18 protein-coding genes are annotated in these 19,561 nt (G+C 58.1%); 5 read left to right on the top strand and 13 right to left on the bottom strand.

Annotated elements, in window-relative coordinates; all coding sequences use genetic code 11:
• Positions 1–18 precede the first annotated feature (18 nt).
• The 4 genes from GOW09_RS05750 to acs all read right to left on the bottom strand — a co-directional run bounded on the left by GOW09_RS05750 (position 19) and on the right by acs (position 4,930).
• Positions 19–1,803 (bottom strand): sodium:solute symporter family protein, encoded by a 1,785-nt coding sequence (locus GOW09_RS05750; RefSeq protein WP_171116353.1) that lies wholly within the window; start codon positions 1,801–1,803, stop codon positions 19–21.
• Positions 1,804–1,808: 5 nt separating this feature from the next.
• On the bottom strand, positions 1,809–2,093 hold the full coding sequence (locus GOW09_RS05745) for a DUF4212 domain-containing protein (protein ID WP_171116351.1): 285 nt from the start codon (positions 2,091–2,093) through the stop codon (positions 1,809–1,811).
• A 181-nt stretch (positions 2,094–2,274) separates the two neighbouring features.
• The gene (locus GOW09_RS05740; protein WP_171116349.1) at positions 2,275–2,958 is read right to left on the bottom strand and encodes an adenylate kinase; all 684 of its coding nucleotides are present in this window, start codon (positions 2,956–2,958) and stop codon (positions 2,275–2,277) included.
• Between the two features lie 7 nt (positions 2,959–2,965).
• On the bottom strand, positions 2,966–4,930 hold the full coding sequence (gene acs, locus GOW09_RS05735) for an acetate--CoA ligase (RefSeq protein ID WP_152457725.1): 1,965 nt from the start codon (positions 4,928–4,930) through the stop codon (positions 2,966–2,968).
• Positions 4,931–5,358: 428 nt separating this feature from the next.
• Between acs and GOW09_RS05730 the strand changes: the two genes are divergently transcribed.
• The 3 genes from GOW09_RS05730 to GOW09_RS05720 are packed head-to-tail and all read left to right on the top strand — an operon-like array spanning position 5,359 to position 8,469.
• Entirely contained in the window at positions 5,359–6,375 is a 1,017-nt protein-coding gene (locus GOW09_RS05730) for a C4-dicarboxylate TRAP transporter substrate-binding protein (protein WP_171116347.1), read from the top strand.
• Positions 6,376–6,432: 57 nt separating this feature from the next.
• Positions 6,433–7,062, top strand: coding sequence for a TRAP transporter small permease (locus tag GOW09_RS05725; RefSeq protein WP_152457727.1), 630 nt, complete (start codon positions 6,433–6,435; stop codon positions 7,060–7,062).
• Positions 7,063–7,065: 3 nt separating this feature from the next.
• Positions 7,066–8,469: a TRAP transporter large permease gene (locus GOW09_RS05720; RefSeq protein ID WP_171116345.1), complete on the top strand. Its 1,404-nt coding sequence runs from the start codon at positions 7,066–7,068 to the stop codon at positions 8,467–8,469.
• Between the two features lie 137 nt (positions 8,470–8,606).
• Here the strand turns inward: GOW09_RS05720 and GOW09_RS05715 are convergent, their stop codons facing one another.
• Genes GOW09_RS05715 through rocF form a run of 3 tightly spaced genes read right to left on the bottom strand, consistent with a single transcriptional unit; the run spans position 8,607 to position 11,497 of the window.
• The gene (locus tag GOW09_RS05715; RefSeq protein ID WP_171116342.1) at positions 8,607–9,647 is read right to left on the bottom strand and encodes an ornithine cyclodeaminase; all 1,041 of its coding nucleotides are present in this window, start codon (positions 9,645–9,647) and stop codon (positions 8,607–8,609) included.
• A 9-nt stretch (positions 9,648–9,656) separates the two neighbouring features.
• Positions 9,657–10,577 (bottom strand): citrulline utilization hydrolase CtlX, encoded by a 921-nt coding sequence (gene ctlX, locus GOW09_RS05710; RefSeq protein ID WP_171116340.1) that lies wholly within the window; start codon positions 10,575–10,577, stop codon positions 9,657–9,659.
• Positions 10,577–11,497 (bottom strand): arginase, encoded by a 921-nt coding sequence (gene rocF, locus GOW09_RS05705; protein WP_171116338.1) that lies wholly within the window; start codon positions 11,495–11,497, stop codon positions 10,577–10,579. The genes ctlX and rocF overlap by 1 nt, the downstream gene beginning before the upstream one ends.
• 86 nt (positions 11,498–11,583) lie before the next feature.
• On the opposite strand from rocF, the gene GOW09_RS05700 reads away from it, so the two are divergent.
• Positions 11,584–12,012, top strand: coding sequence for an Lrp/AsnC family transcriptional regulator (locus tag GOW09_RS05700; RefSeq protein ID WP_152457732.1), 429 nt, complete (start codon positions 11,584–11,586; stop codon positions 12,010–12,012).
• A 117-nt stretch (positions 12,013–12,129) separates the two neighbouring features.
• Positions 12,130–14,739: a bifunctional lysylphosphatidylglycerol flippase/synthetase MprF gene (gene mprF, locus GOW09_RS05695; RefSeq protein ID WP_371808019.1), complete on the top strand. Its 2,610-nt coding sequence runs from the start codon at positions 12,130–12,132 to the stop codon at positions 14,737–14,739.
• A gap of 3 nt (positions 14,740–14,742) precedes the next feature.
• Here the strand turns inward: mprF and GOW09_RS05690 are convergent, their stop codons facing one another.
• The 6 genes from GOW09_RS05690 to GOW09_RS05665 all read right to left on the bottom strand — a co-directional run bounded on the left by GOW09_RS05690 (position 14,743) and on the right by GOW09_RS05665 (position 19,476).
• Positions 14,743–16,293: an efflux transporter outer membrane subunit gene (locus GOW09_RS05690; RefSeq protein ID WP_253284172.1), complete on the bottom strand. Its 1,551-nt coding sequence runs from the start codon at positions 16,291–16,293 to the stop codon at positions 14,743–14,745.
• An 11-nt stretch (positions 16,294–16,304) separates the two neighbouring features.
• Positions 16,305–17,450, bottom strand: coding sequence for an HlyD family secretion protein (locus GOW09_RS05685; RefSeq protein WP_152457734.1), 1,146 nt, complete (start codon positions 17,448–17,450; stop codon positions 16,305–16,307).
• A 21-nt stretch (positions 17,451–17,471) separates the two neighbouring features.
• Entirely contained in the window at positions 17,472–17,834 is a 363-nt protein-coding gene (locus GOW09_RS05680; protein ID WP_171116334.1) for a DUF3302 domain-containing protein, read from the bottom strand.
• A 35-nt stretch (positions 17,835–17,869) separates the two neighbouring features.
• The gene (locus GOW09_RS05675) at positions 17,870–18,439 is read right to left on the bottom strand and encodes a disulfide bond formation protein B (protein ID WP_171116332.1); all 570 of its coding nucleotides are present in this window, start codon (positions 18,437–18,439) and stop codon (positions 17,870–17,872) included.
• Between the two features lie 10 nt (positions 18,440–18,449).
• Entirely contained in the window at positions 18,450–18,605 is a 156-nt protein-coding gene (locus GOW09_RS05670) for a DUF5993 family protein (protein WP_171116330.1), read from the bottom strand.
• A gap of 109 nt (positions 18,606–18,714) precedes the next feature.
• Positions 18,715–19,476, bottom strand: a complete 762-nt coding sequence (locus tag GOW09_RS05665; RefSeq protein WP_171116328.1) for a DeoR/GlpR family DNA-binding transcription regulator — start codon at positions 19,474–19,476, stop codon at positions 18,715–18,717.
• Between the last annotated feature and the right edge of the window lie 85 nt (positions 19,477–19,561).

Below are 19,561 nucleotides of genomic sequence, written 5' to 3'. Positions count from 1 at the left end.
CCAACGACCGCATCAAGCTCACTTATTCTGAGCTGCGCCCGCACCACGGGGAATGCGCACGCTTTCGACCAATTCAACGATCTCCGGCGGAGTCTCTTTGGTCATTCCGGCGACGACGTAAGCGACGCCGAAGTTGATCATTGCACCGATGGCGCCGAACGAGGTCGACTTGATCGGACCCAGCAGCGGATCAGCATCAGTGAACGAGTTGGTGCCCGGAATGAACAGCCAGCCCTTGTGCAGGAAGATGTAAACCAGGGTTACGATCAGACCAGCCAGCATACCTGCGACGGCACCGGTGTTGTTGATGCGGGTCGAGAAAATCCCCATCATCAGCGCCGGGAAGATCGAGGCCGCCGCCAGACCAAAGGCCAAGGCCACGGTTTGCGCAGCAAATCCCGGTGGGTTCAGACCCAGATAGGTTGCAACGACGATGGCCACAGCCATTGCGATACGAGCGGCCAGCAGTTCTCCTTTTTCAGAGATTTGCGGGTTGATCGCGCCTTTGACAAGGTCGTGGGACACCGCCGACGAGATCGCCAGCAACAGGCCCGCAGCGGTCGACAGAGCAGCTGCAAGACCACCGGCAGCGACCAGACCGATCACCCAACCCGGCAGGTTGGCGATCTCGGGGTTGGCCAGAACCAGGATGTCGCGGTTGAACTTGGTCAGCTCGTTACCGACCCAGCCTTTTTCTTCCGCAAGTGCCTGCATGTCGGCATTTTGGTCATTGTAGTACTGGATCTTGCCGTCGCCGTTCTTGTCTTCCCAGTCCAGCAGACCAGTTTTCTGCCACGTCTGCATCCAGTCATAGCGTGGATCGTTGTCGATATCCTCGACGGAAACGGCACCACCTTCGATGCCACCGTTGGGCCACATCATGTCGGTGATGTTCAGACGCGCCATTGCGCCAACCGCTGGGGCGGTCAGATACAGCAGCGCGATGAAGACCAGCGTCCAGCCAGCGGACCAGCGGGCGTCAGACACCTTAGGCACGGTGAAGAAGCGCATGATAACGTGCGGCAGACCGGCAGTACCGATCATCAGCGACAGCGTGAACAGCACCATGTTCAGCGTGTTCGAATGATGCGCTGTATACTCGGCAAAGCCCAGCTCGGTCACGATCGCGTCCAGCTTGGTCAGCAGAGGCTCACCGCTGGCGGTATCGCTGAACAGACCCAGCGCCGGAACCGGCGTACCGGTCAACTGCAGCGAGATGAAGATCGCCGGGATGGTGTAGGCGGTGATCAGCACGCAGTACTGAGCGACCTGAGTATAGGTCACGCCTTTCATCCCACCGAACACCGCGTAGGCAAACACCACACAGGCACCGATCAGCAGACCGGAGGTGTTCGACACCTCAAGAAAGCGGCCGAAGGCCACGCCCACGCCGGTCATCTGACCGATAACGTAAGTCACCGAAGCAACGATCAGACAGATCACAGCAACGATACGTGCGGTCTGGCTGTAGAAACGGTCGCCGATGAATTCCGAGACGGTGTATTTGCCGAACTTACGCAGGTAGGGCGCAAGCAGCAGTGCCAGCAGCACATAGCCACCGGTCCACCCCATCAGGAAGGTCGAGTTGTCATAGCCGGTGAAGGCAATTAGGCCCGCCATCGAGATGAACGAGGCCGCAGACATCCAGTCTGCCGCTGTCGCCATACCGTTGGTGACCGGGTGAACGCCGCGACCGGCGGCGTAGAATTCCGATGTGGACCCCGCGCGGGCCCAGATCGCGATGCCGATGTACAGCGCAAATGACGCGCCGACAAACAGCAGGTTGATGGTAAACTGGTCCATGCTGCTTACTCCTCGTCCACGCCGAATTCAGCGTCCAGCTTGTTCATGCGCCAGGCGTAGTTGAAGATCAGCACCAGAAAGACCAGGATCGATCCCTGCTGAGCGAACCAAAAGCCCAGATCGGTGCCGCCAACGGCGATGCCGGACAGCAATGGACGCAGCAGAATGCCGAATCCAAAAGACACCAGCGCCCAGATCACGAGGCTGATGTAGATGAGACGCAGGTTCGCCTGCCAATAGCCTTTGTCGGCTTCGGCAGTCTGCGCGGAGTTTGTTGATTGATCCGCCATTGCGGGTTCCTCCTTCGCTTCCTCGTTGGACGGCCCGATGCCCACATCCTCCAGTGCGTCGGGCCGCTTCTCACTTGCGCCAGACGCCATGTGACGTCAGGCAAAACTCCTCAAGTCCGCCAAAGCGGTCTTTTGAAGTATTCTGTTTGGGATCAGAGCCTTGCGGCCCTAAATCCACCCCCTATTTCATGACTTTACTAACGATCCCTTCAAGGTCATTGGCAATGTCTTCGATCCTGCCCATGGCGTTTGTACGCTGCAGCACGCCCTGACCGTCATAGTAGACGATCAGTGGTGCCGTCTGCGCGTGGTACGCTGCAAGGCGCGAGGCCACCGTTTCGGCATTGTCATCCGCGCGGCGCTTGAACTCGGTATGGCCACACTTGTCGCATTTGCCTTCTTCGACAGGCTTCTTGAACTGGTCATGGTAGCCTTCACCACAGCCGGCGCAGGTGTAGCGGCCCGAAATACGGGTCACCATTTCCGCGTCTTCCACCTCGAGGCTGATTGCGGCGTTGATCTTCTGGTTGTTCGATGCCAGCAGGCTGTCCAGCGCTTCCGCCTGAACCGTCGTGCGCGGGAAACCGTCCAGAATGACGCCCTTGGCGCAATCCGGCTGTGCCATGCGGTCGCGCAGGATGGCGATGACGATTTCATCGCTGACCAGATCGCCGGCTTCCATAACGGCTTTTGCCGCTTTGCCGGCTTCGGTTCCGGCCGCGACCGCTTCGCGCAGCAGGTCACCGGTGCTGAGTTGTACAAGTCCGAATTTCTCTTCCAGCATCCGGGCCTGTGTGCCCTTCCCGGCACCCGGAGGGCCGAGAAGGATGAGAACGGCGGGCGTGGTGATCGTGGCAGCGTCCATCATACCCTCACTTGTTCGCACGGTTTTCGATCAGGTCTTCGACCACCGACGGATCGGCCAGTGTCGAAGTGTCGCCCAAGGATCCGAAATCGTTCTCGGCGATCTTGCGCAGGATACGGCGCATGATCTTGCCCGAGCGCGTTTTCGGTAGGCCGGGTGCCCACTGGATCACATCCGGGGATGCAATTGGACCGATCTCGGTGCGGACCCATGTGCGCAGCTCTTTCATCAACTCGTCCGAAGGCTCGCGATCATTCATCAACGTGACATAGCAATAGATGCCTTGCCCTTTGATTTCATGAGGGTATCCAACCACCGCAGCCTCGGCCACAGCAGCATGTGCAACCAGCGCGCTTTCCACCTCGGCTGTGCCCATGCGGTGACCGGACACGTTGATCACGTCATCTACACGACCGGTGATCCAATAGTCGCCATCTTCGTCGCGACGGCAGCCGTCACCTGTGAAGTAGTAGCCTTTGTAATCCGAGAAATAGGTTTTCTCGAACCGCTCATGATCGCCCCAGACGGTGCGCATCTGGCCGGGCCAGCTGTCTTTGATACACAGAACGCCCTCGACACCGTTGCCTTCGATTTCGACACCGGATTGCGGGTCCAGAACCACCGGTTCGATGCCAAAGAACGGCTTCATCGCCGATCCGGGCTTCATCGCATGTGCACCGGGCAGCGGCGTCATCAGGTGGCCGCCGGTTTCGGTCTGCCACCAGGTATCGACGATGGGGCATTTGCCTTTGCCGACAACCTCGTTGTACCAGGTCCAGGCTTCGGGGTTGATCGGTTCACCCACGGTGCCCAGAATGCGAAGATCGCTGAGGTCGCATTTTTCGACAAACTCATTGCCCTGACCCATCAGAGCGCGGATCGCAGTGGGGGCGGTGTAGAATTGGTTGACCTTGTGCTTTTCGCAGACCTGCCAGAAGCGCGAGGCGTCGGGATAAGTGGGCACGCCTTCGAACATCAGCGTGGTTGCGCCATTGGCCAGCGGGCCATAGACGATATAGCTGTGCCCGGTGACCCAGCCCACGTCAGCGGTGCACCAGTACACGTCACCTTCGTGATAATCGAATGTGATCTCTTGCGTCATCGAGGCGTAAACAAGATACCCCCCCGTGGTGTGCACAACGCCCTTGGGCTGACCGGTCGAACCGGACGTGTAAAGAATGAACAAAGGATCTTCGGCGTTCATTTCGGCTGGGGCGCAATAGTCGTCAGCCTCAAGCGCCATTTCGTTGTAGTCAAAGTCGCGACCGTCGATCCAGGTGGTCTGACCACCGGTGCGCTTGACCACAAGGCATTTCACAGTGTCCTTGCAGTGCAGCAGGGCGGCGTCTGCGTTGGATTTCAGCGGCGTTTTGCGGCCGCCACGCGGCGCTTCATCCGCAGTGATCACAACCTTGGCGTCGCACCCGTTGATGCGCGCGGCCAGAGCGTCGGGCGAGAAGCCCGCGAAAACGATGGAATGAATTGCGCCGATCCGCGCACAGGCCAGCATGGCATAAGCGGCTTCGGGGATCATCGGCAAATAGATGACCACGCGATCACCCTTGCGCACGCCAAGGGATTCCAGAATGTTAGCCATCCGGCAGGTGCGGCGGTGCAATTCTGCGTAAGAGATATGCTGGGCCGGGTCATTTGGATCATCCGGCTCCCAGATGATCGCGGTTTGGTCGCCGCGGGTTTTCAGATGACGATCCAGGCAGTTGGCCGACACATTCAACGTGCCATCGGCATACCAGTTGATCTTGACCGAGCCAAACTCGTAACTGACGTCCTTGACCTGGGTGAAGGGCTTGATCCAGTCGATGCGCTTGCCTTGCTCGCCCCAGAACGCGTCGGGGTCGCTGATTGAGGCTGCGTACATGTCAGCATACTTTGCCGCATCGACATGCGCACGAGCGACAGTTTCTGCGGATGGCGGATAAGTCTTGGCATCTGCCTGGGCAGCGGTGGTCATCTTTGAGGCTCCTCCCTCTGGACTGGATTGCTTGTGGATTTTTTGCCTGTCATTCAGGCAATGTCGATCCTGTTCCTCCCCAAGTTTGAATATTACCGCGTTCTGAAAATAAATAAATAAATTGGTGTAATCCTTGGATTTCTTTGTAAAGAAATTTCAACAATATGGCCAAATCTGTAAAAAAATCGGCAAAAGAATCACTAAAATAGAACAAAAACAGCCACTTAAAAGTAACGAGAATTGAGGGCGCTGTGTGTCAATTGTGGTTGCAACGACAGGTGACCTCAAGGCTTCTGTCGTCTTGGGTCGTTTCTGGGGCTTATTCTGCAAAATACGCAAATCCCGGTTAGGGTTGGCACAATCGAATGTTGGCGCTAGCTTGATCGGCAAGCGCCTCGGTAGGGGGCGCACCTATGGGAGACGATACTATGAAAAAGATGTTGAGCGGTGCCGCAGTCGCCGCCCTTGGCGTTGCTTTTGTGACCGAAGCCGCGGCGACAGAATGGAACGCATCCGTCTGGGGCAAGCGCCGCGCCTTTACGGAACATGTTGAAAAGCTGGCCGAACTGGTCAGCGAAAAAACCGGTGGCGAATTCACCATCAATGTCAGCTATGGCGGGTTGTCCAAACCCAGGGAAAACCTGGACGGGATCGAAATCGGCGCCTTTGAGATGGCTCAGTTCTGTGCTGGCTATCACCGCGACAAGAACCGGGCGATCACCGTTTTGGAACTGCCGTTCCTAGGTGTGAATAACCTGCAGGAAGAAGTTGCGGTAAGCCATGCGGTATACGACCATCCGGCGGTCAAGGAAGAGATGGCGCAATGGAACGCCCGCATCATCATGACCTCGCCAATGCCGCAGTATAACCTTGTCGGCACGGGCGAGCCGCGGGATGAACTGGCTGAATTTGACGGAATGCGGGTCCGGGCGACCGGCGGCCTTGGCCAGGCCTTCGAGGCGGTCGGAGGGGTGCCGACATCGGTTCCGGCGACCGAAGCCTTCAATGCGATGGAATCGGGCGTCGTCGACACCGTGGCCTTTGCCCAGCACGCGCACCTGTCATTCGGAACGATCAACGAAGCGGACTGGTGGACCGCGAACCTGAATCCAGGAACGGTGAACTGCCCGGTTGTCGTCAACATCGATGCCTACGAGGCCCTGCCAGCCGAACATCGTGAGGCTCTGGACAGCTCGATTGACGAGGCGATCGATCACTACCTGGCGAATTACGGCGGCTTGCTCGAACAATGGGACAGTGTCCTTGAAGAAAAGGGTGTCCAGAAGGTCATGATCGACGAAGCGGTAATTGAAGAGTTCCGCACAAAGGCCGCTGATCCGATCCGTGAAAAATGGATTGCGGACATGACCGCACAGGGCCTGCCGGCGCAGGACCTTTACGATCTTGTCCAGACGACGCTGAAGCAACAGCGCGGCGGCAACTGATCCATAAGGCTGGGTGCTTTCAAGGCGCCCGGCAACAAACAACAAGGAAACACCGGAATGGCAGGACAAGCCACGGTTCTGGTAGACGGCAGCCGTCTGAGCCAGTTGGATCAGCGTTTGCTCGTGCTCGAACGGTTTCTGGCACTGATCAGCGGATTGGCGGTTTTTTCACTGATGGTATTGGCCGTTGTGTCGGTCAGTGGTCGAAATGCGCTGAATGCTCCTTTGCCGGGCTATGTGGACTGGATCGAACAGGCGATGCCTCTCATCGCTTTTCTGGGCATTTCATATGTTCAGCGTGATGGGGGGCATATCCGGATGGATATCGTCATATCCCGCTTGCACGGTCGAGCTTTGTGGCTGTTCGAACTGCTCTCGGTGGTTCTGATCCTGATCCTGATGCTGGCTTTGGTTTGGGGCAGTTGGTCTCATTTCGACCGGTCCTTTGATTTTGGCGCCCCAATGTGGAGCCGGGACAGTTCGATCGACATCGGTATACCCTTGTGGCCGGCCAAGCTGCTGGCACCCGTTGCATTTTCCGTTCTCTGCCTGCGCCTTGCGCTGCAAGTCTGGGGGTATGGTCGGGCGTTCTGGCTGGGGCTGGACGCTCCGGCGGCCGTTCCGTTGATACAGGATGCAGCTGCGCAGGCGGCGGCCGAGGCCGAACAGTTCGAAGGGCAGGACTGATAGATGGACACGATTGATATTGGCCTCTGGGTCACTGGCGGCCTTCTGGTCCTCGTCGTGGCGGGCATGCGGGTTGCCTTTGCAGCCGGTTTGGCAGGGCTTGTCGGACTGGTTTGGATTTTCTGGGCCAAGTTCGGTTACGATCCGGAACGGTTTGGCAAGGCGCTGACAGTGGCGGTCAAGACCGCGGGGCAGGTGCCACATTCCAAGGTCGCGTCCCACACTCTCAGCCTGATTCCGACCTTTATCCTGATTGGATATCTGGCGTATTACGCGGGGCTTACCCGCGCTTTGTTCGAGGCCGCAAAACGCTGGGTCGCATGGGTGCCCGGCGGGTTGGCGGTTTCGACCGTTTTCGCCACGGCCGGCTTCGCTGCGGTGTCCGGAGCTTCGGTTGCGACGTCCGCCGTCTTCGCCCGTATCGCGATTCCGGAAATGCTGAAGGTGGGCTATAATAAACGCTTTGCAGCAGGTGTGGTTGCCGCGGGCGGGACGCTGGCCTCCCTGATCCCGCCTTCGGCCATTCTGGTGATCTACGCGATCATCGTCGAGCAGGATGTCGGGAAACTGCTGTTGGCGGGTTTCATTCCGGGTGCGTTTTCCGCAATCGTGTACGGCCTTTTGATCATTGGGATTGCAGTGATCTTCAAATCCGTTGGCCCGCCGGTCACGGGGTTTTCCTGGAAACAGCGCTTTGCAGCACTTCCCGGTGCCATTCCGATTGTCGCCGTCATCTTGATCATCATTTGCTTTGTCTACAATCCGTTTGGTGAAAAAGCATGGGGCACTCCGACGGAAGGCGGTGCCATTGGTGCCTTCATCATATTCTGTTTCGCCTTGTTCCACGGAATGCGCTGGGCCGAGCTCAAATCCGCACTTTTGGAAACCGCCAAACTGACGGCGATGATCTTTTCGATCATCTGGGGCGTTCTGATCTATGTGCGCTTTCTTGGGTTCGCCGACCTACCGGGTGCCTTCTCGGATTGGATTACGGGGCTCGAGATGTCGCCCATGATGATCCTGATCTGCATTCTGCTGGCATACGCGGTGTTGGGCATGTTCATGGACGCGATCGGGATGCTGCTTTTGACCTTGCCCGTCGTCTATCCGGCGGTAATGGCCTTGAATGGTGGTGAGACCGTCAGTGCCGCCGACAGCGCGTTTGGAATGTCCGGCCCGATGTGCGCGATCTGGTTTGGCATTCTGGTCGTCAAAATGGCCGAGTTTTGCCTGATTACACCGCCCATCGGGCTGAACTGCTTTGTCGTTGCCGGTGTGCGCCCGGACCTGAGTGTTCAAGATGTGTTCAAAGGCGTCACGCCCTTTTTCATCGCGGACGCCCTGACCATCGCAATGCTTGTGGCATTCCCGGGTATTGTCCTCTACCTGCCATCGCTTGCGGGATAGCTCGGAAGCGAGGCTCTGCCTCGCGCTCCGGGATATTTGTGGCCAGATGAAGTTCGGATCCCCTGCTTCATCTGGCTGAAAATATCCCGGGGGAGGCGCGCGCAGCGCGGCGGGGGCAGAGCCCCCAAGATCGCGCGCTATCCAGCTCGCATCAACATTCCGAACAAATCGCGCGGATCGTCCGGGTCGGCCAACATGTCCAGAGGTTCAAAGAAGGTTGTGCCTTCAATCGCCTGTTTCACATAGCGCAGGGCCGAGAAATCCTCGATGGCAAAGCCTACACTGTCGAACAAAGTGATCTGCCGCTCATCGATGCGCCCCGTGGCGGCGCCGGTGATGACCTGCCACATCTCGGTCACAGGGTGATCTGCGTCCAGCGCCTGAATTTCGCCTTCGATCCGGGTTTGTTCGGGGTACTCGACGAAGATGTCCGAACGTAACAGGATGTCGCGATGCAACTCGGTCTTGCCGGGGCAATCGCCTCCGATGGCGTTGATGTGCACGCCGGGCCCGACCATGTTGTCGGTCAGGATCGTTGCGTATTTCTTGTCTGCCGTGCAGGTGGTGATGATCTGGGCACCTTCGATGGCGTCTTCCGGCGTCTTGCAAGGGATGACTGTCAGGCCCTTGCCCTGCAAGTTCGCAGCGCATTTCGACGTGGCATTCGGATCGATGTCATAAAGCCGAACGGTGTCGATCCCGCACATTGCCTTGAAGGCGAGGCACTGGAATTCGGACTGTGCGCCATTGCCGATCATGGCCATTGTCCTTGCATTTTTCGGGGCCAGATAGCGCCCGACCAATGCCGAAGTCGCAGCCGTGCGCAGCGCGGTCAGCATTGTCATTTCGGTCAACAGCGTCGGATATCCGGTGTAGACATCCGCCAGCAGGCCGAATGCGGTAACGGTTTGCAGCCCCTCGGAGGTGTTCTTGGGATGGCCGTTTACGTATTTGAACCCGTACGCCTCACCATCCGAAGTCGGCATCAACTCAATTACGCCATGAGGAGAATGCGCCGGAATGCGAGGTGTCTTGTCGAAGCTTTCCCATCGTTTGAAATCGGCCTCGATCTGAGCGGCAATCTGCGTGATCATCTGTTCGACGCCAATGTGGTGTACCAGTCGCATCATGTTGTCGACGGAAACGAATGGTACCAGGGCCTTGTCTGAAGGTTGCATGGTGCTCTCCTATCGGCGGGCAAGGTGAACGCCTGCAATCATGCAGCGCACGGACCCACCGGCGGTTTCAATTGTTGGAACGGACAGCGGCAACGGTGTTGAACTGTCCTGGATTGTTGCGATTTGGTCTGGTGTGAGGGCGGCAAGTGCCCTGCTGGACAGGGCCAGAACCAACCCATCCCGTCCGGTCAGTTCAATGGCGTTGCCTGCGAACTCGGCAATTTGGTCGTGCGTCAGGTCAACGACCGTTCGACCGGATTCTTCCAGCCGATTGCGAACGGTCATGCGGCGGGCCGGGTCCGAAATCATGTCGAGGCAAATCAGGGCGTAATGCGTGCCGATACCCATCAAAACGTTGGTGTGATAAACGTCCCGGCCCTTGGCATCGCGGGCTTCGAAGGCGATTGGTTCATAGTTGAAATGTGTGCAAAACCGTTCCAACAGGACCGGATCGGCGCGATTGGACGTCACCGTGTAAGCGATGCGGGCCACATGATCCAACACCATCGCGCCGGTCCCTTCCAGGGCCAGGTTGTCTTGTTCCAGCCCGGAATAGTCGATGACATCCTGCACACGGTATTCCTGTTTGAGCAGTTCGATTACATCGGTCCGGCGTTCGCGTCTGCGCGATGGCACGAACATCGGGTAGATCGCCACATGGCCGCCGGGATGCGTCGAGAACCAGTTGTTTGGAAAAACGCTGTCAGGTGTGTTGAGGTCGCCGAAATCGTCAAACACATGAACAGTGACTCCGGCGTCGCGCAATTGCTGCACCGCCCGATCATGTTCATCCCTGGCCGCTTCCGACGTGGCCTGGGCGGATGCGGTGCTCAGCGTTTGAAAGGCATTGTCATCGCGTGTTTCCGGATTGGACGCAAAAGCGTGCGGCCGGATCATGACGGCGGCAGATGGCGCTTGAAGAGACAGCATCAGAAACTCCGGGTGGGACGGTCGAAGATACGGCGACCCATCAACGAGGCGGCCAGATCGACCATCAGTTTTGCGGTTCGGCCCCGGTCATCCAGAAACGGGTTCAATTCGACTAGGTCCAGCGAGCAGACAAGTCCGCTTTCATGCAGCAGTTCCATTACCAGGTGAGCTTCGCGCTCGGTTGCACCGCCGGGCACGGTCGTGCCGACCGCGGGGGCCACTGCCGGGTCGAGGAAATCGACATCCAAAGAAACATGTAGCAGAGCGTTTTCTGCCTTCACGCGATCAAGAAAGGCCAAAAGGGGGGCTTTGATACCGTTTTCATCAATGCTGCGCATATCCGCCAGCATGGCGCGGTCTTGCTCCAGCGCCGCCCGTTCCGCCGGGTCAACAGAACGCAATCCGATCATGCCGACGCGATCCGTCGGTATGACGGCGGGCAAAGGTGGGAAATCCTCGAATCCGGGTCTGCCGGTGAAATACGCCACCGGCGTGCCGTGCAGATTGCCGCTGCCGGTACTGTCCGGAGTGTGAAAGTCGCTGTGGGCGTCAAGCCATAGCACAAAGAGAGGGCGGTCGATCCGAGCAGCATGGGCGGCCATTCCGACCACCGTACCCATGGACAGGGCGTGATCACCCCCCATGAAAATCGGAATGCCCTGACCCGCCGCGTCTTGCGCAGCTTTGCTGAGAGCGTGCGTCCACCCCACACATTCGGGCAGGGCGAACAGGTGCGGGTGTTGGGGAATGTCGACGTTTTCGGCCTGCACGTCGCCCCAATCGTGAACGGTGTGACCAAGATCAGACAGCGCTTGATCCAACCCTGCCACGCGATACGCATCAGGTCCCATCCGGCATCCCTGACGACGTTTCCCGGCGTCCATTGGGGCGCCGACCAGTATGATATCCTTGATTTCCATGTGTTCATTTAGGCCGTCGGACTGTCTTGCGTGAAGTCGGCAAAATGCTCAAAATGGTCTCGGAAAATCCTTTATGAGAAGATGCCATGGACGAATTGGACAATCGGCTGCTCAATGCGTTGCAACGGGATGCACGGGCAAGCCTTTCAGAACTGTCGGAAACACTGGGCGTGACACGCACCACGGTCCGCAGCAGGTTGCAGCGGCTGAAACAGTCCGGTGAAATCGTCGGCTTTACCGTCCTGACGCGTCGCGATCTGGCGCAAAGCCCGGTGCGCGGGTTGATGATGCTCGAGATTGAGGGGCGCGGGACGGAACGCGTCATGGCCCGGATCGGTGCCATGCGTCAGGTGACGGCAGTTCATTCGACAAATGGCAGTTGGGATCTGATCGCCGAGATCAGTACGGAAACCCTGGCTGAACTGGATGAGGTTCTGTTTCAGATCCGAAGGATCGACGGCGTGACGCGTTCGGAAACGAACCTTTTGCTGTCAACACGCAAGGGGCGGCTCTAGCGCTTTGAGATAAAACCAAAATGTGCCAGAGTCCGTTGGCAGATGATGTCTGAATCATCGACGGGCGGGTGAGCCGCGCGTGGTATCTGCGATCAGAAACTGGCGGGGACGTGCAGTATGACCAATGCGGAAAGTGACGGTGAACCTCTGGCCGTACACTGGGCCGAAAAGCTTACGGCCATGTTGGAAAAACCCTGGCTGCGGATTGCAATACCGGTTCTCGTGACCGGGATCGCGCTGACGGTTCTGCATGATTTGTCGGCGCATGTGAAATGGTCAGATGTCCAGACCGATATCGCAACGACGTCGTGGAAACTGATGTTTTTCGCCTTGTGCTGGACCGCGTTCAGTTTCCTGTCGCTGTCGCTCTATGATGTGTTTGCCGTGCAAAGTGTGGCGGGCGGCAAAGTGCCATTGCCTGTTGCCGGAATGGCAGGGGCCAGCGGCTATGCCGTGTCGAACTGTCTGGGTTTTTCCTACATTACCGGAACGGCGATCCGGTATCGGATATATGCGTCGCTGGGCTTGGATCTGGGGCGGGTGGCCGGGGTTATCGCAACGTCCTGGGTCGCGTTCTGGATGGGGCTTGTTCTGGTTCTGGGTGTGTTGCTGACCGTGCATCCGGATGGGATCTCGAAAGTGATGCCTGTCAGCGAAACGGTGGAAACCGTCATCGGGCTGTGCCTTTTGGGGGCATTGGTTGCGATGTTCATATGGTTGTCCAGCGGGGGCAGGCGGTTGGCCGTCGCCGGTATAGGGTTTGACTTGCCGGGTGGCAAACTGGCCAGCCTTCTGACACTGGCCGCCATCGGAGATCTGGTTGGCGCGTCCATGGCGCTCTATGTCCTGATGCCGGACGATCTGGGCGTTGGCTATCCCTATTTCTTCACGGTCTACATCGCCGCCATCGCCGTTGGAATCCTCAGCCACGCGCCGGGCGGGCTCGGGGTATTCGAAGCCACGCTGATCGCGGGGCTTGGGGCGTCGGGACGTTCGGATGTGATCGCAGCCTTGTTGCTGTATCGCGTCGTTTACACCTTCTTGCCGTTCGGTATCGCCAGCGTGTCGATTGCGGTCGCGTCCGCACTGACGCAAAGGCACAGGATCGGCGGCGCCGCGACATGGGTCTATCGGGTCATCCGTCCCATTGTTCCGATGGTGGCAGCCGGGGTTGCGGCCGTGGCAGGGGTGGTCCTGCTGATATCCGGCGCATTGCCAGCGGGCACGCAGAACCTTGGCGTCCTGAGAGAGGTCTTGCCGCTGTCGTTTGTCGAGGCATCGCACCTTGCCGGCAGTGCTGTCGGCGTGCTGCTTTTGCTGGTGTCCCGCGGTTTGTTTCGAAAGCTCTACCGCGCATGGGTGGTGGCAATGTTGTTGATGGTGGCCGGGTTCTTTGCCTCGCTGGCAAAGGGGCTGGACACTCACGAAGCGCTGTCGATGCTGGGCACGATTGGCCTTCTGGCGATGTTCCGCGGGGCGTTTTATCGGGTCAGTGGCGCGTCGATCTTCAGGCTGAATATTCCTTGGTTGGTCAGTGTCGTGGCGCTGTTGGCGGTGATATTCTGGATCGGACTGTTCGCCTATTCCCATGTCGAGTACCAGAACGCCCTGTGGTGGGAGTTTGCCTGGAACGGTGACGCTTCGCGCTTTTTGCGCTCCAGCCTCATCGTGGCGGTGATCGTGGGCGTCGTGGCCGTGAACTCTCTGTTCGGGCGAGAGATTCCGACGCCTGTGCGCACGGAAATCCCCGAGGTCGTTGAACGGCTTGTGATGGAGTGCGAAGATACCGAATCCCAAATCTCGCTTACCGGTGACAAGCAGTTCCTCATCTCACCGGATCAGACCGCATTCATTGCGTATGCAGACACGGGCAACGCTCTGATCTCGAAGGGAGAGCCGGTCGGTGATGAAACGGCGGGGCGGCAGTTGATCTGGCAACTCAGGGAAATGGCGGACCGAGAAGGAAAACTGTGTGCCTTCTACAGTGTTTCAACCAAGTACCTGCCGACATTTCTGGACCTGGGCCTGTCGATCCTGAAGATTGGTGAGGTCGCGCGGGTTCCGCTCAAGGATTTCTCGCTGGACGGAAAGTCACGCAAGCGGTTCAGACAGGCCAGAAACCGGGCCGAGAGGGAGGGCTATGTATTCGAGATCATCCCGAAAGAAGACCTGGCCCCGGTATTGCCGGAACTGCGCGCGATTTCAGATCATTGGCTGGCGCAAAAGGCGGGTGCCGAAAAGGGCTTTGCGTTGGGGGGCTTTGACGATCAGTACCTGTCATATTTCGATCATGCGGTTCTGCGTGACGGTAAGACAGGCAAGATCATGGCCTTCGCCAACCTGTTTCAGGGCGGCAACAAATCCGAGCTGTCACTGGATTTGATGCGCTATGAACCTGACAGCCCAAGCTTTGTCATGGACGCGCTGTTTGCAGAGATGATGAACTGGGGATCGCGGCAGGAGTTCCATTGGTTCTCGCTGGGTGCGGCGCCGTTTTCAGGAATCGAAAACCGTCAGCTTGCCTCGCTTTGGAACCGCATCGGCGGCTTTGTCTATGAGCATGGCGAGCAGTTCTATCATTTCGAAGGGCTGCGCGCCTTCAAACAGAAATTCGATCCGGAATGGAGCCCCAACTATCTGGCCAGCCCCGGCGGGCTGGCCGCGCCCCGCATCCTTTACGAGGTCAATATCCTGATCTCGGGCGGTCTGCGCGGGTTGACCAAGTAGCGCCTAGTTCAGGCTGGCTCGGGTCGGGGTTTTTTCAAGCAGATCGCCCCAATCGGTGCGATAGGCCATTTCCGCCAGCACGGTTTCAGGCAGGAATTCCTGGTTTTGCCGGATCTGCCATCCGCCGCCCAGACCCTTGTAAACGGCAACCAGATTGCTGGACACCTGCTGCCGCGCTTCGATCAGATTTGCCTGCGACCGCAAAAGCGCGGTCTGCGTGTTCAGAATGCGAGAATAGCTGGCGATTCCATCCTTGTACTGGCTTACGGCGATATCCGCGGCCTTGCGCGAAGCTTCGACGCTTTTCTGATAGAACCCAACCTGTTTTCGCGCTTGCGCATAGGCGACCATTGCGCTTTCCACCTCGGAATACGCGGTCAGAACGGTGTTCTGGTAATTGGCAATCAGCGCTTGATATGCCGCATCCTGCGCGCGGACATTGTTCTTGATGCGACCATAATTAAGCACGTTCCAGACCACGCCGGCACTGGCCAGACCGGTGGTGCTGTTGCCGCTGAACAGATCGCGCCCGCCCGATGCCTGCAAACCGATTGCGCCCGACAGCACGAACTGAGGATACAGGTCAGCCATCGCGATACCCACCTGCGCCGATTGAGTCGCAGCAGCCAATTCCGCCGCGCGGACATCCGGGCGGCGGCGCAGCAATTCTGCCGGCACCCCAACGGCCACATTTGTTCGCGCTGACGGGATACGGCCGGAATTCCCCAGCAGGTTGGTCATCCGGGACGGCGTGGCCCCCAGCAGCACGGCCAGCGCATTCTTGGTCTGTTGCAGGTCGCTTTCCAACTCGGGCACCAAGGCCTTGGTATTGTTGAGCAGCGCAGTGGATTCCTGAACGTCCAGTTCGGTCGTGACCCCGTTGTTGAACCGCAGCTGGGTCAGGTCCGCCGATTCCTGCTGCAATTTGATGTTTTCCCGGGCGACCGCCAACGATTCCTGCAACGCGCGGATATTGACATAGAGCGCGGCCACGTCGCCGGTCAGTGTCACCAATGCGTCATCATAGTTTGCGACCTGCAAAGCCAGATTCGACCGCGCCGCCTGCACGCCGCGCCGTTGTGCGCCCCAGACATCCAGCTCCCACTGGGCGTCGAACCCAACCTGAGACGTCGAGAATTCGGTATCCAGGGGGATGATCCGGTTGATATCGGCAACAGGCCCAAGATTGTCGCTGATTTGCCGCCGCTGCAAAGACGCGCCTATGGCCTGGGATTGCGGGTACAATTCGCCGAAAGCGATCCCCAACTGTGCCCGCGCTTGAAGCACCCGCGCTCCCGCGACCTGAAGCGTCAGGTTCTGGGCATAAGCTTCGGCAATCAGACGGTTGAGGGTCGGGTCATTGAATGTTTCCCACCATTTGACCACGGGTGCGCTGCGCGATGTCAGGCCGCTTTGGCCGACGCTGGGGCTGTTTACCTCGATCCATTGCTTGACGACCGGAGAGTTCGGGCGCACGAAATCGGGCCCCACGGGCGTGCAGGCCGCGAAGGTGGCGGCGCAAAGTGCAGTTCCCATCAACCGGCGGAGTGTCATGGCGCGCATCCTCAGATATCCAGCGGTCGAATGAAGTTGGCGAAGGAATAGAGACGGATGTTGATGCGTCTCAGGAACTCAAAGCTTTTGCCCATGCCGGTGTAGATCGCCACGGCGGCGTGGCCGCCAGCCGGGAAAGTGTGCCCTTCCGGGATATCGACGGTGATCTGCACGGCAATTCGACCGGGCAGTTTCGGCAGTTCAAAGCCGGGCAGGCGGCCTGAAGGGATCAGTTGCCCTTGGCGCGTGGCCCACCAGATCGCCTCGACCTTGCCCGTCAGGATTTCGCCCGGGTAAAGATCCAGCGCCACTTCGACTTCTTGCCCCGGTTCCACGAATTTCAGGTTCTGCTGGCGAAAGGTCGCAAGAATATAGGGGCTGTCCTCGGTAACGAAACTGGCAATCGCGCCCAGTCGAACATCGCCGACGACCAGACCGGGGCGGGCTTGTTGCGATACGATCATGCCGTTTTCAGGCGCGTAGATTGTTGTGTTTTCAAGAAAATACTCAGCCTCGGCCAACTGCGCCCTTGCCTGGAGAATACCCGTGTTCACGCCGTCTATCTGGGACTCCACGGCCAGTTGCGCCTTTTCCAGATTTGCTTCGGCCTGTTTGACGGCAGCAAGGTCTTCGGTCACCTGCTCGTTCCAGCGGTCCAGTTCGTCTTGCCGCGCTCCACCGGCGGGCACAAGAGTTTCGTACCGGGCTTGCTGAGTCTGCGCATAGGCCAGCTGCGCGTTTGCGCGTTCAACAGCTTCGGTCGACGCGATCACATCCTGTTCCAGAATCTTGGAATTCTGTTCAGCTGCGACCAATTGCGCCTGCGCATTGTCTACCGCCAGTGAAAATACGGTGTCGTCAAAGCGGTAGAGCGGATCACCCTTGGTGACCGGTGTGTTCGGTTCGACAAGAACTTCGGTCAGGATCGTCGGCTGTGTCAGTTTGGGAATGATCTGTATGGTCGAACGCACCACGTGGCTGTCGGCCGAGAAGGGTTGAAAGAACCGCAATGCGACCAGAAAAATCAGTAACAGGTGCGCGCCAACCCAAAAGGATACGATGCCCCAGGCGATGTTGAATTTCAGCAGTTCCAGCTTGAAGAAAATAAGCCAGACGAAAATGATGTAAAATAGCGTGATGCCAAGGGCGACAAACATGTTTTGTGACTTCCTCTGGCCTTAGCTTTGCTGCGGATCGTCTGTTTCCAGACGACCTTGATATTCAGGCCGGACATCACCACCCAGACGTTTGATTTCATCACGAATGGCGTCTTTTTCCTCGTCAGGGCCACGGCGAATGTCGACCGTAACGCCATCATGGAACGCCCACATGAAGGCATGGACCCAGGGCACCACGGCCAGAAATCCCATCCAGCCCATTATCTTTACGGCCTCGGCATGGGGATGGTTGCGCTTGATGGCGATCCGACCCGGAAGACCCATCAGAAAGAGAAACAGTGCCATCACCGCCGCCAGAAGCAGGATCAATGCCACGAAAGTCAGATAGTCATAATAGCCAAGCGGTTGTCCCAGTAATCCCATGCTCGCGCCTCCTTTTGGGGAAGGTTACGGTATCTTCAGTTGCCGGCGTCCAATTCGTCAATCAACTTGTAGCTTGTCGGCGGGTCGGCGCAGATACCCGGCCCGCATTCCAGCAAGGTTGAACCCGCGTTCAGCACCGCCAAAGCCAGCATGACGAAAAACGCGATCTTGGCCAGAGCATTTCCGCCGAACCTTGGTTCCTGACCAGAAGGGTCCGCGTATTGGCGTTCAAACAACAGCATGATCGATGTGCCCAGCAACACAAGGAAAAAGGCGATCCCGGCCCAGGTATAGTAGTGCAGGCCCAAAACAGGAGAGCCGTAGTGCCCGGTGCCGGGTACGATATGCAGAAGAATTTGGCGGATCGATACAGTGCCGCCATACAAGGCCGCAATCAGCACGATGGCATAGTGTTGCGGCCGTGGACCGTAGAGCAGGTTCAAACCAAGCCCCACACCGACGGCAACGAACCCAACACGTTGCAGCAGGCAAAGCGGGCAGGGCAGTTCATAGAGGACGAGCTGATAGAAAAACGCCAGGGCCAGTACAAGGCAGACGGCAAGCATACCGATCGCGTTGAGGGTGCGGGACAGTTCAGGTGTCATGACAAGCCCCTCAGAGTTGAATAGTCAGCGGTGTGGTGGCGTGGAATTTCAGCCAGTAGATACACATGGCCAACGTGACGAAAAACAAAGCGTTGCCAGCCTTGGTCAACTTGAAATAGTTCAGCCCCATCGTGGCGATAAACAACGAAAATAAAAGCGCAATCATGGCCCGGTCCTCCCCTCCCGTGCACAAATTTTTGTATTAAGGATAGTGTCAGGCCAAGTTCGATCTGGCAAGCCGCGCAACTCGCGCGGACGTTGTTATTTGCCCGCCTCTAGTCGCAGATGATGACATCTGTCTGCCACTCGCGACAGTGCTCTGGCAGCTTGCCGGGCAGGGGCAGGTCGCTATAGACCGTGTCAAGCTCGGCAATTGATCCTATCCGCGCCGGGGCCGAGCGTTGAAACTTCGAATGATCGGCAACCAGAAAAGTGCGGCGCGCCTTCTCGATGATGGCTTGGCTGACCTGAACCTCCTGAAAGTCGAAGTCCAAAAGATCGCCATCCGTGTCGAGGGCCGAACATCCTATGACAGCGATGTCAAATTTGAACTGCCGGATGGCCGATACGGTCAGGTTGCCGATCAGCCCACCGTCTGTTCGACGCAAAACGCCGCCGGCCATGATGATTTCGCAGTCCGGGTTTTCGACAAGAATGTTTGCAACGTTCATGTTGTTGGTCACCACCAGCAGGTTCTTGTGGTTCAGCAACTGCCTTGCCACGGCCTCGGTCGAGGTTCCGATGTTCATGAAAATTGATGCGCCATCCGGGATATCAGCCGCGCAGGTCTGAGCGATGCGGGTCTTGGCGTCCGCGTTCAGCGCGCGGCGGTCCTCGTATCCGATATTCGAAACACCCGAGCGGAGGACAGCGCCCCCGTGAACCCGGTCCAGCTTGCCCGCGTCTGCAAGCTCGGTCAGGTCGCGCCGGATCGTCTGAACGGTGACGCCAAAGCGTTCAGCCAGCCCCTCGACGGTAACGCGCCCTTCGATGCTGGCGATTTCCAGAATGTCGGATTGGCGAAAGGACAAGGACATGGGCAGTTCCGGTGTAGAGGATTGATTTTCGTTTTTGTTCTTTTTGTCGATTTTGGCAAGCCAACTTGCTTGAAAATCATACCAG

Source organism: Ruegeria sp. HKCCA5463 (genome assembly GCF_013034175.1).
Classification (GTDB): Bacteria; Pseudomonadota; Alphaproteobacteria; order Rhodobacterales; family Rhodobacteraceae; genus Ruegeria.
This window is presented reverse-complemented; position numbering and strand designations above follow the sequence as displayed.

Excerpts from the sequence above, each read along its gene's own strand:
- GOW09_RS05720 (WP_171116345.1), top strand. The coding sequence starts at position 7,066 with ATGGACACGATTGATATTGGCCTCTGGGTCACTGGCGGCCTTCTGGTC.
- GOW09_RS05700 (WP_152457732.1), top strand. The coding sequence starts at position 11,584 with ATGGACGAATTGGACAATCGGCTGCTCAATGCGTTGCAACGGGATGCA.
- mprF (WP_371808019.1), top strand. The coding sequence starts at position 12,130 with ATGACCAATGCGGAAAGTGACGGTGAACCTCTGGCCGTACACTGGGCC.
- acs (WP_152457725.1), bottom strand. The coding sequence starts at position 4,930 with ATGACCACCGCTGCCCAGGCAGATGCCAAGACTTATCCGCCATCCGCA.
- GOW09_RS05680 (WP_171116334.1), bottom strand. The coding sequence starts at position 17,834 with ATGGGATTACTGGGACAACCGCTTGGCTATTATGACTATCTGACTTTC.
- GOW09_RS05670 (WP_171116330.1), bottom strand. The coding sequence starts at position 18,605 with ATGATTGCGCTTTTATTTTCGTTGTTTATCGCCACGATGGGGCTGAAC.
- GOW09_RS05675 (WP_171116332.1), bottom strand. The coding sequence starts at position 18,439 with ATGACACCTGAACTGTCCCGCACCCTCAACGCGATCGGTATGCTTGCC.
- GOW09_RS05685 (WP_152457734.1), bottom strand. The coding sequence starts at position 17,450 with ATGTTTGTCGCCCTTGGCATCACGCTATTTTACATCATTTTCGTCTGG.
- GOW09_RS05750 (WP_171116353.1), bottom strand. The coding sequence starts at position 1,803 with ATGGACCAGTTTACCATCAACCTGCTGTTTGTCGGCGCGTCATTTGCG.
- GOW09_RS05740 (WP_171116349.1), bottom strand. The coding sequence starts at position 2,958 with ATGGACGCTGCCACGATCACCACGCCCGCCGTTCTCATCCTTCTCGGC.
- GOW09_RS05690 (WP_253284172.1), bottom strand. The coding sequence starts at position 16,293 with ATGACACTCCGCCGGTTGATGGGAACTGCACTTTGCGCCGCCACCTTC.
- GOW09_RS05725 (WP_152457727.1), top strand. The coding sequence starts at position 6,433 with ATGGCAGGACAAGCCACGGTTCTGGTAGACGGCAGCCGTCTGAGCCAG.
- GOW09_RS05665 (WP_171116328.1), bottom strand. The coding sequence starts at position 19,476 with ATGTCCTTGTCCTTTCGCCAATCCGACATTCTGGAAATCGCCAGCATC.
- GOW09_RS05715 (WP_171116342.1), bottom strand. The coding sequence starts at position 9,647 with ATGCAACCTTCAGACAAGGCCCTGGTACCATTCGTTTCCGTCGACAAC.
- ctlX (WP_171116340.1), bottom strand. The coding sequence starts at position 10,577 with ATGCTGTCTCTTCAAGCGCCATCTGCCGCCGTCATGATCCGGCCGCAC.
- GOW09_RS05730 (WP_171116347.1), top strand. The coding sequence starts at position 5,359 with ATGAAAAAGATGTTGAGCGGTGCCGCAGTCGCCGCCCTTGGCGTTGCT.
- GOW09_RS05745 (WP_171116351.1), bottom strand. The coding sequence starts at position 2,093 with ATGGCGGATCAATCAACAAACTCCGCGCAGACTGCCGAAGCCGACAAA.
- rocF (WP_171116338.1), bottom strand. The coding sequence starts at position 11,497 with ATGGAAATCAAGGATATCATACTGGTCGGCGCCCCAATGGACGCCGGG.